This window comes from Cellulomonas sp. EB106-03-03-XG116 (assembly GCF_058792015.1).
In genome coordinates this window covers 65,850-78,663 of sequence record NZ_JBYTEP010000001.1, presented here as the reverse complement: position 1 = coordinate 78,663, position 12,814 = coordinate 65,850, and the positions used below count along the sequence as shown (strand labels likewise).

The 12,814-nt window shown below is 70.8% G+C and carries 9 protein-coding genes; 7 read left to right on the top strand and 2 right to left on the bottom strand.

What is annotated here, in order from left to right; all coding sequences use genetic code 11:
- Positions 1-56: 56 nt before the first annotated feature.
- From AC3WUG_RS00325 to AC3WUG_RS00300, 6 genes are all read left to right on the top strand, one after another.
- Complete coding sequence (locus AC3WUG_RS00325; protein ID WP_492325805.1) at positions 57-3,590, top strand: helicase-related protein; 3,534 nt, start codon at positions 57-59, stop codon at positions 3,588-3,590.
- A gap of 406 nt (positions 3,591-3,996) precedes the next feature.
- Positions 3,997-5,172, top strand: coding sequence for an ROK family transcriptional regulator (locus tag AC3WUG_RS00320; protein ID WP_158372643.1), 1,176 nt, complete (start codon positions 3,997-3,999; stop codon positions 5,170-5,172).
- Positions 5,173-5,188: 16 nt separating this feature from the next.
- Positions 5,189-5,995: an ATP-binding cassette domain-containing protein gene (locus AC3WUG_RS00315; protein WP_492325913.1), complete on the top strand. Its 807-nt coding sequence runs from the start codon at positions 5,189-5,191 to the stop codon at positions 5,993-5,995.
- 259 nt (positions 5,996-6,254) lie between these two features.
- Entirely contained in the window at positions 6,255-7,802 is a 1,548-nt protein-coding gene (mmsA, locus tag AC3WUG_RS00310) for a multiple monosaccharide ABC transporter ATP-binding protein (protein WP_492325804.1), read from the top strand.
- A gap of 39 nt (positions 7,803-7,841) precedes the next feature.
- Positions 7,842-9,137 carry a multiple monosaccharide ABC transporter permease gene (mmsB, locus tag AC3WUG_RS00305; protein WP_492325803.1) on the top strand — a complete coding sequence of 432 codons (1,296 nt, stop codon included), beginning with the start codon at positions 7,842-7,844 and terminating at the stop codon, positions 9,135-9,137.
- A 117-nt stretch (positions 9,138-9,254) separates the two neighbouring features.
- Positions 9,255-10,364, top strand: coding sequence for a substrate-binding domain-containing protein (locus AC3WUG_RS00300; RefSeq protein ID WP_492325802.1), 1,110 nt, complete (start codon positions 9,255-9,257; stop codon positions 10,362-10,364).
- A gap of 102 nt (positions 10,365-10,466) precedes the next feature.
- Here AC3WUG_RS00300 and AC3WUG_RS00295 read toward each other — a convergent pair whose 3' ends face one another.
- Together AC3WUG_RS00295 and AC3WUG_RS00290 are read right to left on the bottom strand one after the other, a co-directional pair.
- On the bottom strand, positions 10,467-11,228 hold the full coding sequence (locus AC3WUG_RS00295; protein ID WP_492325801.1) for a hypothetical protein: 762 nt from the start codon (positions 11,226-11,228) through the stop codon (positions 10,467-10,469).
- An 8-nt stretch (positions 11,229-11,236) separates the two neighbouring features.
- Positions 11,237-11,911, bottom strand: a complete 675-nt coding sequence (locus tag AC3WUG_RS00290; protein WP_492325800.1) for a helix-turn-helix domain-containing protein — start codon at positions 11,909-11,911, stop codon at positions 11,237-11,239.
- A 209-nt stretch (positions 11,912-12,120) separates the two neighbouring features.
- On the opposite strand from AC3WUG_RS00290, the gene AC3WUG_RS00285 reads away from it, so the two are divergent.
- Entirely contained in the window at positions 12,121-12,753 is a 633-nt protein-coding gene (locus AC3WUG_RS00285) for a hypothetical protein (protein ID WP_492325799.1), read from the top strand.
- Positions 12,754-12,814 lie beyond the last annotated feature (61 nt).

Below are 12,814 nucleotides of genomic sequence, written 5' to 3'. Positions count from 1 at the left end.
TCCGATACCGTCACGAGCACCCACAGCGTGCCGATCAGATCGAGGTGGATGCGGACGTGAGCGGTGAGCTCAAGCACTCGATGCGCGTGACGCTGGAGGCGATCGTTCCCGGCGTGCGCGTGACCGGAGTCGTTGGTTCCGGTCACGTGCTGGTCGTCTCCACCAAGTGGTTCGGGTCGTCGGTCATCCAGGTCACCTACACCGCACCCGACGGAACGAACGGCCAGACGCTGCTGCGGCGCGACGACGAGGCGCGGCTACGGCTCGAACACGCCGGCCGCACCCGCGCGATGGACGGCGATGCGGACGAGTGGCGCCTGGGCGCTGAGGCGCTGCGCATCCGGTATGCCGCTCTCTTCGATCCGATGCTCGCGATCGCGACGTCCGACCTTCGCCCGCTGCCGCACCAGATCAAGGCCGTGTACGGCGACATGCTGCCGCGTGTGCCGATGCGGTTCCTGCTGGCGGACGACCCGGGAGCCGGCAAGACCATCATGTGCGGGCTATACGTCAAGGAGCTCGTACTGCGCGCCGACCTCGCGCGCTGCCTGATCGTCGCGCCCGGGTCGCTCGTCGAGCAGTGGCAGGACGAGCTGCACGAGAAGTTCGGCCTCGCATTCGAGGTGCTTACGCGTCCGATGATCGAAGCGACCACGCCGGACCAGAACGTGTTCGACCGGCATCCGCTGCTCATCGCACGCATGGACCAGCTCTCCCGCTCCGACGATCTGAAAGAGGCGCTGGGACGCACGGATTGGGACCTCGTTGTCGTCGACGAGGCGCACCGGATGTCGGCGCACTGGTTCGGCCAGGAAGTGTCGATCACCAAGCGGTACGACCTGGGCCGGCTGCTCGGGCGGGTCACCCGTCACCTGCTGCTCATGACTGCCACGCCGCACGCCGGCAAGCAGGACGACTTCCAGCTCTTCCTCGCCCTGCTCGACGGTGACCGGTTCGAGGGCAAGTACCGCGACGGCGTGCACGCCGTACGGGCGGAGGACCTGATGCGCCGCATGGTCAAGGAAGAGCTCCTGACTATGGACGGCAAGCCGCTGTTCCCCGAACGGCGCGCCACCACCGTCCCCTACAAGCTGTCTGACCAGGAGCAAGAGCTCTACCAGGTCGTCACCGACTACGTCCGCGAGGAGATGGGCCGCGCCGACAACCTCGATGAGGGCGAAGGGCGCCGCCGCACCAACGTCGGCTTCGCGCTCACCGTCCTGCAGCGGCGGCTGGCATCCAGCCCGGAGGCGATCCTGCGCTCGCTCGAACGACGGCGAGCGCGACTGCAGAAGCGTTTGAGGGAGAGCGGCGCTGAACGCCTCGATGACGACCTGCCCGTCAAGGACCGACTCGCGCGCATCCTCGGCAAGGACGAGGGCGTCGACGACGCCCTCGACGACCTTGCCGGGGACGAACTTGAGGAGCTCGAAGACACCGTCGTCGACGCAGCCACCGCCGCCCGGACACGCGCGGAGCTCCAGCTCGAGATCGCCGTCCTCGACGATCTGGTCGAGGTCGCACACCGTGTGCGCACCTCGGACACGGACCGCAAGTGGACCGAGCTGCGCTCCATCCTCGTCGACCACGCCCTGCAGACCGACGCACACGGCCAGCACCGCAAGCTCATCGTGTTCACCGAGCACCGCGACACCCTGGAGTACCTGCGCGAGCGCATCTCCTCACTCCTGGGCGACGAACGCGCCGTGGTCACGATCCATGGCGGTGTGCACCGCGAGGATCGCCGCAAAGTGCAGGAGCTCTTCACACAGGACAAGGACGTGAGGATCCTCGTCGCGACCGATGCCGCCGGTGAGGGCCTGAACCTGCAGCGCGCGCACCTGATGGTTAACTACGACCTGCCGTGGAACCCGAACAAGATCGAGCAACGGTTCGGGCGCATCCACCGCATCGGGCAGTCCGAGGTCTGCCACCTGTGGAACCTCGTCGCAGCGGGCACCCGAGAAGGCGAGGTCTACCTGCGGCTGCTGGAGAAGGTTGAGGAGCAGCGGGCCGCCTACGGCGGGAAGGTCTTCGACGTCCTCGGCGACGCGTTCGAGGACCAGCCGCTGCGTGACCTGATGGTGCGCGCGATCCGCTATGGCGACGAACCGGCCACCCGCGCCTACCTGGACAAGGTCATCGACGCGAGCGTCGGTGTCGGCATCGGCAAGTTGCTCGCCGAGCGAGCTCTGCACCACGACTCCATGCCCGAGTCCGACGTCGACGAGATCCGACGCCGCATGGAGGACGCCCAGGCCCGGCGCCTGCAGCCGCACTTCATCCAGGCGTTTTTCCTCGCCGCGTTCCGCCGCCTTGGCGGCAGCATCAAGGCGCGCGAACGCGGTCGGTTCGAGATCACCAACGTGCCCGTCGCGATTCGGGACTACGACCGACAGGCCGGTACGGGCGCCGCAGTCCTTAACCGCTACGAGCGCGTCTGCTTCGAACGCGACCAGATGCACCCGGCCGGACTCACTTCGGCACAACTCATCGCCCCCGGCCACCCGCTGCTGGACGCCGTCGTCGAGATGACGATCAGCCAGTGCGCCCCCACCTTGCGTCAGGGCGCGGTCCTGATCGACCCGATCGACCCCGGAACCACGCCACGGCTGTTGGTGGCGATCGCCGAGCAGATCAGCAACGGCCACGGCCGCACGATCTCGAAGCGGTTCTCATTCGTCGAGCTCGATGACCAGGGCCGGCTCCGCGGCGGCGGACCCGCTCCCTATCTGGACTACCGCGGCGCCAGCGCGGACGAGTCCGGCGCAGCCTCGCCGGTGTTCGACCAGGAGTGGCTGCGCGCCGGCGCCGAGGACGTCGCCGCCGCCTGGGCCATCGAGCACCTGCTCGGCGACCACCGCGCCGACGTCTACGCGCGGATCTCCCGGCAGGTCGAGCGCACCCGCAAGGAAGTGCGGTCCCGTCTCATCGGCCAGATCAAGTTCTGGGACTCCGAGCACGTCCGCTTGCTCGACCTGCAAGGCGCGGGACGACAGACGCGCATGTCACCGGACACCGCTGAGCGGCGGGCGCGCGAGCTCGAGCACCGCCTGGTCACGCGTATGGCCGCGCTCGACCGCGACGCCCAGCTCGCCGAGCACCCGCCCGTCGTCGCAGGCGCCGCGCTCGTTATCCCGCAGGGGCTCCTCGACCAGCTCAGCGGGGTCAGCCCCGTCGAGGTCGCCATGTTCGCCAAGAGCACCGAAGAGGTCGACCGTCGAGCCGTCGCTGCCGTGATGGCTGCCGAACGTGCGCTTGGCGCTACGCCGGAGGAGATGCCGCACAACAATCCCGGCTTCGACATCCGCTCGGTCCGACCGGGCGGCCGCGTGGTGCGGATCGAGGTCAAGGGCCGCATCCAAGGTGCAGACACGTTCACCATCACCAAGAACGAGGTCGTCACCGCCAAGAACCTCGGAGACGACTACCGGCTCGCCCTCGTCCAGGTCAGTCGAGACGGCGCCAGCCACGACACCGCGCGCTACCTCGAGCGACCGTTCGACGACACCGACACCAGCGACTTCCGCACCCTGTCGTACAACCAGTCCTGGGCGCAGACCTGGTCCCAGGGGGGCCAACCGCGATGACCACGTCGACTCTCCCCGTGCACCGGCCACCGTCGCGCCACTGCTCACCCGCGCGCATTGGGCCCATTACGCGGTCGCCCCACTGCAGCACAGTGTCCACAGCGCGCGCGTAGATGTCGTTACTGCGTTCGAGCACCCATGCGAACGTCCCGTGCGGTCGGACCTTGCCGTCATGCCGATCGACCACGTCAAGGACGTCGCCGCGCGTCGTCTACGCCTGGGCGCCTTGCAGGACCGCGGCTATGGCACAGTCACGGAAGTGCTGCGCTGCAGCACTTCCCGACTGCTCAGCGTCCCGAGCGTCGGCCACAGCCGCCCCGAAAGTGTTCGCCGCAGCCTGCCGTGCTAGCTCGGAGTACCCTCCCCCCACCAGCATCGGCGTGGCAGGAAGGGAGGCCCCACCCACATGGCCGGCTCCCAGACCGCCCTGCGCGAAGCCAACCGCGCCACCGTCGTCGACACCATCCGCCGCTACGGCGGCCTCACCCAGGTCGAGCTCGCCTCCACCACGGGCCTCTCCGCCGCCACGGTCAGCAACATCGTCCGCGAGCTCCAGCAGGCCGGCGAGGTCGACGTCCGCGCCACGATCCACAACGGCCGCCGCGCCATGCTCGTCACGATGGTCCACCGCACGGGCCTGGCAGCGGGCGTCCACGTCGGCACGCGCCACATGAGCATCACCCTCACCGACTCGGCCCACCAGGTCCTCGTCGAGCAGGCCCTCCCCCTCCCCCACGAGCACCGCGCCGACACGAGCCTCGACCGCGCCGCCCTGCTCATCGTCGAGATCCTCGAGCGCGTCGGCTCCGGCCTCGACGAGCTCCTCGGCATCGGCATCGGCCTGCCCGCCCCGGTCGACGCCGCGACCGGCACCGTCTCGGTCCCCGGCATCCTCCGCGGCTGGGACGACGCCCCCGTCGCCCAGGTGATGTCGAAGCGCCTGGGCGTCCCGGTGTTCGTCGACAACGACGCCAACCTCGGCGCCCTCGCCGAGAGCCGCCTCGGCGCGAGCCGGCACTTCCAGGACTCCGTCTACGTCCGCGCCTCCCACGGCACCGGCGCCGGCATCTCCCTGCACCAGAACCTGCACCGCGGCTTCGCCGGCACGGCGGGCGAGATCGGCCACGTCCAGGTCGACGCCCAGGGCCAGGTCTGCCTGTGCGGGAGCCGCGGCTGCCTCAACACCGTCGTCGGCGCCCCAGCCCTGATCGAAGTCCTCAGAGCCAGCCGAGGCAGCCTCACGCTCAGAGACATCGTCGCCCTCGCCAACGACGGCGACCCCGGCTGCCGCCAGGTCGTCGAGGACGCCGGCGCCACCATCGGCGCCGTCGTCGCGGGCCTGGCCATCGCCGTGAACCCGCAGTGCGTCGTCGTCGGCGGCGAGCTCGCCGAGACCGGCGAGCTGCTGATCGGCCCGATGCGGGAGGCGATCCGCCGCCGGGTGCCGCTCAACCACATCGCGCCGCTCGAGGTGGTCGCCGCGGAGCTCGGCCCGAACGCCGAGGTCATGGGCGCGGTGCTGCTCGCGCTGGAAAACACCCGCACGACCCTGCCCACATACGCCCGGCCGGACGGAGACTGAGACCGTGGCACTCGACGTGGAGTGGACGACGACGCAGCAGCAGGGCCGATCGAAGCCCGGCGGCCCGCCCCTGCTCGCCCTGCGCACGGTCACCAAGCGGTTCGGCGCCGTCGAGGCGCTGACCGACGCCGACCTCACCGTGCACGCGCACGAGGTCGTCGCGCTGGTCGGCGACAACGGCGCCGGGAAGTCGACGCTCGCCAAGATCATCTCCGGCGTGCTCCAGCCCGACAGTGGCACCATCGAGATCGACGGCGACCCCGTCGCCATCCCCAACCCCGCCAGCGCGCACGCCCTCGGCATCTCGACCGTGTTCCAGGACCTCGCCCTGTGCGAGAACCTCAGCGTCGCGGCGAACATCTTCCTCGGGCGCGAGCTGCGCGCGTCGAAGCACAGCCCGATGGACATCGACGGCATGGAGCTGGCGTCCGCGCAGATCCTCCGGGACCTGACGATCACCGTGCCGTCCGTCCGGACGCCCGTGCGCGAGCTGTCGGGCGGGCAGCGGCAGGCCGTCGCCATCGCCCGGACACTGACGACGCGGCCCCGGATCCTCGTGCTCGACGAGCCGACCGCGGCGCTGTCCGTCGTGCAGACCGCCGAGGTGCTGATGCTGGTCGAGCGGCTGCGCGAGATGGGCCTCGGCGTCGTGATCATCAGCCACAACCTGGCCGACCTGCGGGCGGTGTCCGACCGGATCGAGGTGCTGCGGCACGGCCGCAACAACGGGTCGTTCGACGCGGCGACGTCGGCGCCGGAGGAGATCATCGGGGCCATCGCCGGGGCCACCAGGGCCGTCCGCCCGGCGTGGGCGACGCGCTAGCCCGGCTTCAGCCGCCACACTCGATTGCCTTCAGAAGTTGTGGGCAATGCCGACGCCGGGCCCGAGCAAGCGCCCGCGTCGCCCCGGTTCGCCTAGATCCCTACCGCCTGACCTGCGTCCGGTTGCGATTCAGTAACGCGCCGCCCCTCGGTTGCCTTCAGAGGTTGACGGGAAGGTCCGGCCGGTCCTAGCGTCCACCGCGAGCTCGACAGACCGGCACCGACGCCGGCCGTGCAGCGCGGCACAGAGAGCAGGCACGATGCTGGACACCCCCGTCGTCCTCGAGATGAGGTCGATCACCAAGACCTTCCCCGGCGTGAAGGCGCTGGACCAGGTCCGGATGACGGTGCGCGAGCGCGAGATCCACGCGATCTGCGGCGAGAACGGCGCTGGCAAGTCGACGTTGATGAAGATCCTGTCCGGGGTGTACCCGCACGGGACCTACGAGGGCGAGATCGTCTACCAGGGCGAGGAGGTCCGGTTCAAGGACATCAAGTCCAGCGAGCGGGCCGGCATCGTGATCATCCACCAGGAGCTGGCGCTCATCCCCGAGCTGTCGATCGCGGAGAACATCTTCCTCGGCAACGAGGTCGCCGGACCGCTCGGCATCGACTGGGACGCGACCCGCGAGAAGGCGGCGGAGCTCCTGGCCCGGGTCGACCTGACCATCTCCCCCGACGAGCAGGTCAAGAACATCGGCGTCGGCCAGCAGCAGCTCGTGGAGATCGCCCGGGCGTTGGCCAAGGACGTGAAGCTGCTCATCCTCGACGAGCCGACGTCGGCGCTGAACGAGGAGGACTCCGCGCACCTGCTGGACCTGCTGCGCGACCTCCGCGCGAAGGGCATGACCAGCATCATGATCAGCCACAAGCTCAACGAGATCGCCGCCATCGCCGACTCGATCACGATCATCCGGGACGGCAAGACCGTCGAGACGCTGGACGCCGGCGCGGGCGAGATCGACGAGGACCGGATCATCCGCGGCATGGTCGGCCGGTCGCTCGACCACCGGTTCCCGGACCACACCCCGCACATCGGCGAGACGTTCTTCGAGGTCCGGGACTGGTGGGTCGAGCACCCGACGGTCGCGGACCGGATGGTCTGCAAGGGGTCGGCGTTCGAGGTCCGGCACGGCGAGATCGTCGGCTTCGCCGGGATCATGGGCGCCGGCCGCACCGAGCTCGCGCGGTCGATCTTCGGCCGGTCGTACGGGCGGTTCCGCGGCGGCGAGATCCTGATCGACGGGCAGCCGGTCGAGCTGCACACCGTCCAGCAGGCCATCGACCACAAGATCGCGTACGTCCCGGAGGACCGGAAGGTCCAGGGCCTCAACCTGCTGGACAGCATCCTCGACACGATCGTGTCGGCCGACCTGCGGCGGATCACCAAGCGCCGCGTCCTCGACACCGACCTGGCGTTCCTGGCCTCCGAGCACTACCGGAAGTCGCTGAACATCCGGACGCCGTCGGTCCGGCAGGGCGTCGCCAAGCTGTCGGGCGGCAACCAGCAGAAGGCGCTGCTCGGGAAGTGGATGTTCCCGGAGCCGGACCTGCTCATCCTCGACGAGCCGACCCGCGGCGTCGACGTCGGCGCGAAGTACGAGATCTACGGACTCGTGCAGCGCCTCGCCGACGCGGGCAAGGGCGTCGTCGTCATCTCCTCCGAGCTGCCGGAGCTGCTCGGCCTGTGCGACCGGATCTACACGATCTTCGAGGGCCGGGTCACCGGCGTCCTCGACCGGGAGCAGGCCGACCAGGAGTCGCTGATGCGGCTGATGACCGGCACCAGCCCGGCGCTCACGAACTAACCCAGCCCCCAGCGGAACCCGACGAAGGACTACCGGACGATGACGTCTCTCAAGCAGCTGTTCGGCGGCGGCGCCCGCCAGTTCGGCATGGTGTTCGCGCTGATCGCGCTGGTGATCATCTTCCAGATCGCCACCGGCGGGAAGGTGCTCACGCCGACCAACGCGCAGAACATCATCAACGGCAACTCGTACGTGCTGATCTTGGCGATCGGCATGGTGCTGGTGATCATCGCCGGGCACATCGACCTGTCGGTCGGGTCGGTGGCCGCGGTGGTCGGCATCATCGTGGCGCTGGCGATCCGGGACTGGGGCATCCCCTGGTGGGCCGGCATCCTGCTCGGCCTCGCGGTTGGCGCGGCGATCGGCGCCTGGCAGGGGTTCTGGGTCGCCTACGTCGGCATCCCGGGGTTCATCACCACGCTCGCCGGGATGATGTTCTTCCGCGGCGCGAACCAGTACATCGGCAAGTCGAACACCGTCCCGGTCCCCGAGGAGATCCAGACGCTCGGCGCCGGCTACCTGCCCGAGTGGGGCCCGAACACCGGCCTGAACAACTGGACGCTGCTGCTCGGCATCCTGGCCATCGCGGGCGTCGTCTACGGCGAGCTCCGCAAGCGCCGGTCCGCCCGCCGCCTCGGCGGCACCCCGGTCCCGCTGTGGGTGTCGATCACGCGGATGGTCGCCCTCGGCGCCGTCATCGCCTACGCCACGGTGCTGTTCGGCAGCGGCCGCGTCGGCACGTCGTTCCCGGTCTCCGGCGTCATCCTCGGGGTCCTCGTGCTGGTCTACGGCTTCGTCTCGAGCCGCACGATCACCGGCCGGCACGTGTACGCGGTCGGCGGCAACAAGGTCGCGGCGGCGCTGTCCGGCGTCAACATCCGCCGCACCAACTTCTTCGTCATGATGAACATGTCCGTGCTGGCGGCGCTGGCCGGCATCGTCTTCATCGGCCGGTCCACCGCCTCGGGGCCGTTCGACGGCACCAACTGGGAGCTCGACGCGATCGCGGCGGTGTTCATCGGCGGCGCGGCGGTCTCCGGCGGCGTCGGCACCGTCGTCGGGTCGCTCATCGGCGGCCTGGTCATGGCCGTGCTGAACAACGGCCTGCAGCTCATGGGCGTCGGCTCCGACAGCACCCAGATGATCAAGGGCCTGGTGCTGCTCGCCGCGGTCGCCTTCGACGTCTACAACAAGGTCCAGGGCCGGCCGTCGATCGTCGGGCTGCTGATGAAGGGCGCCCGGCGCGGCCGACCCACGGACCCCGGCCCGGACGACAGCACCGCCGGGACCGGCGCGGTGCCGGTGTCGCAGAACGAGACGCTGGCGCGGAGCTGACCGGGCGCCGCCGGCGCCGACCCCCGACCCCACACCTGTATCCCATCGTGCCGACCCCGGCACGACGCTCGACCGCACCCAACGACGGGTGCCCAACCAGGAAGAGTGACACCACCCATGAAGAAGCTGACTGCGGCGCTGGTCGCCGCCGGGGCCGCCGGAGCACTGCTCCTGTCCGGCTGCTCGTCCGAGCGTGGCGGGTCGTCCACCGAGGAGACCGCCGGGTCGTCCGAGAGCGGCGGCGGTTTCGCGGCCGACGCCACGATCGGCGTCGCCCTGCCGCAGAAGACGTCGGAGAACTGGGTGCTCGCCGAGCAGCTGTTCAAGGACGGGCTGACCGAGGCCGGGTACAACCCGATCGTGCAGTTCGCCAACAGCGGCGTCACCGAGCAGCAGAACCAGATCCAGGCCATGACCGAGCAGGGCGCCAGCGTGATCGTCGTCGGCGCGATCGACGGCTCGCAGCTGGGCTCCCAGCTCGAGGCGGCGGTCGACTCCGGCGCCCACGTCATCGCCTACGACCGCCTGGTGAAGAACACCGACGCCGTCGACATGTACGTGGCGTTCGACAACTACCAGGTCGGCGTCCTGCAGGGGCAGGCGCTGCTCGAGGGCCTCGCCGAGCGCAAGGGCGAGGGCCCGTACAACATCGAGCTCATCGCCGGCTCCCCCGACGACGCCAACTCCACGCCGTTCTTCGAGGGCGCGATGAGCGTCCTGCAGCCGAAGATCGACGACGGCACCCTGGTCGTCGTCTCCGGCCAGACGTCGTTCGAGCAGGTCGCGACCCAGGGCTGGAAGGCCGAGAACGCGCAGAAGCGCATGGACACGATCCTCGCCGGGTCGTACGGCTCCGAGGAGCTCGACGGCGTCCTGTCGCCGAACGACACCCTCGGCCGCGCGGCGCTCACGTCCGTGTCGCAGGCGGGCAAGCAGACCCCGGTCGTCACCGGCCAGGACTCCGAGGTCGAGTCGGTGAAGTCGATCATGGCCGGCGAGCAGTACTCGACGATCTACAAGGACACCCGCGAGCTCGTGGCGCAGACGGTCAAGGAGATCCAGGCGCTGCAGAAGGGCGAGGAGCCGGAGATCAACGACACCGAGTCGTACGACAACGGGGTCAAGGTCGTGCCGTCGTTCCTGCTGACGCCCGTCATCGTGACGAAGGAGAACGCGGCCGACGTGTACAAGGACGACGACACGCTGGCGCCGCTGACGCAGGGGTGACGGCGAGCGGCGTCCGGTAGGGCGGCGGTCGAGGCGAGGGGCGGGCCCGTGCGGTGGGTCCGCCCCTCGCGGCGTGCGGGGGGCGTGCGGAGAGGTGCGAGGTCAGGTCCAGGGCGACGACGGTCGGGGCTCCCGTCGCGCGTCGGGCTCCGGCTCCAGCGCGAGCCGCAGCCGGGCGACGCCCTCCGCCGCGCCGTCGACCGAGCGCCACGACGTCTCGCCGACCATGCGGCCCAGCATGTTGTCGAGGTGCTCGCGGTCCCGCCGACCGGCGGTGTGCACGGCGTCCTCCGGGCGGACCAGCGTGGCGAGCACCGCGAAGTCGTGGACGTGGCGAGCCGAGCCGGGGTCCACGGCGATGCGGATCGCCGCCGCCTTGCCGACGAGTGCGCCGAGCAGGCTCGGCCGGCGGATCGTGCCCCGCCGACCGTCGACCAGCACGGGCACGCTCGCGGAGCGGTCGACCGCCTGCTGCGCACCGTACGTCTCGATCGTCTGCCGTCCCGTGACCGTCCGGCGCGCCCTGCTCGATGGCCGGAGGCCTCGCGGGATCAGGACGTCCACACTCGCGGGCTCGCGGACCCACCGGTGTTCGTACCCCTGCCACGACGCGCCGTCGGGTCGGAACCCCAGGTCGCGCAGGGCGCCCGTGAACCGCGCCAGCGCCCGGCTGTCCGCGCGCACGTCGACCGCCGCGTCGACGTCGTCCGTCGGCCGGGACGGCGCCCGACCGCGCTCCGCGCAGTGCAGGTGGACCATTTGGCCGCCGACCATCGTCCACCCGGTGGGCATCCGCTCGTGCAGGTCCATGAGCGCGTGCCACGCCGCGCGCTGCGACGGCGGCATCGGGGGCAGGACGATCATGGCGGCGGTCAGATGCCCAGCGCCTCGGCGACGATCGCGCTCGCCCGCGCGCGCTCGCGGGGGCCGCCGTGGTCGGCGAGGTCGGCAGCCACCTGCAGGCGCAGGGCGTGCGGCGGCACGTAGGCGGAGACGTGCAGCCAGACGTCCGGTCGGCTGTCGACCGGGTCCACCAGGAGGTGGCGGCGGACGACGCGCGGCCAGTCGTCCTCGTGCACGTAGCCCTCGGCCTCCGCAGCCGCGGACAGGCCGGAGCGTGGGTCGCTCAGGCCCGACGGCAGGACCTCGTCGTCGGCCAGGAGGTCCGCCGGATCCGTGCCGCGGTACGCCACCCGGCGAGCCCGTCCGGAGACGAGTGCCTGGAGCCGGGTCGCGGGGTCCGAGTCCGCCCGCAGTCGTTCGACGTGGGCGCGGAGGCGTCGGCGCTCCCCTGGTGTCGACCACGGAGCGTCCAGCTCGTCCACGACGAGCATCAGTGCCCATGCCATCCGCACGCTCATGGGTCGGCCGCGCCGGTGCGTCAGGGCGGCGAGCTGCTGGGGGTCGTCGAGCACGTACTGGTGGCCGACCTTGGTGGCGCGGATCTTGCCGGTCCGGATGAGCGCGTCCACGCGCGACCGGCTGAGGCCGGTGGCTTCGGCGGCCTGGGCGACGGTGAGCCTGGAGCCGGGAGGCTGGGACGCCATGACACAACTATAGCAATCCTGCCTTATTTGAGGTAGTTGCTTGAGCCGAGACCCGGCCCTCGGCGCCGCACCGCCGCTTGCGCGCAGGGCTCCGGCCCCAGTTGCACCTACCCCTGGTCTCGTTACGTTCGAGGTGAGGGGCGTGCCGAGCGAACCTCGCGGCTACCACCGATCGAGCAGCGGTCGGGCCGACCCGCTGGAGGACCACCGTGATCACGACCCCCACCCGCCGCCCGCGCGCCCACGCCCGCACGTTCGCGCTCGCCCTCGCGGCCGGCGCCCTCGTCGTCGGGACGTCGGCGTGCACCGGCGGCACCGCGGAGGCCGAGGACACCACCGACACGACGCCCGCGCCGGACCCGGTCGCGACGACGGCCGACACCGGGGCTGGCGACGACGCCACGGCTCCCGCGGGCGGCGACCCGCTGGACGGCACCCACCAGGTCGACATCCAGACCTACGGCGGCGAGTGGGTGACCACGACCGTCGAGGGCGGCGTCACCACCGTCGCCGACCCCGCTGAGGCCGGCGGCGTCCCGACCACGTGGGTGTTCCAGCCCACCGGCACGACGTTCCAGGTGCGGACCACGGCCACCACCGACGGCCAGCCGTCCTGCCTGAGCCTGCCGGGCGATGACGTCATCACCGTGGCGCCGTGCGACCCGGCCGCGCCGGACCAGCAGCTCGACGTCGGGACGCTGGACCAGCCGGAGCAGGTGAACATCTCGTCGGCCGCGGGCGTCGTGGTGGCGGACCAGGAGGGCGGGCTCGCCCTCGACCCGGACCCGTCGAGCCCGGCGAGCGTGTTCACGCTGGTGGACCGGGGTGCGGCGGAGGGCTGAGCCATCCCAACCCGCTACATCGCCGCGGCGCTCCCTGCGGACGCGGAGACGGTAGACGCAG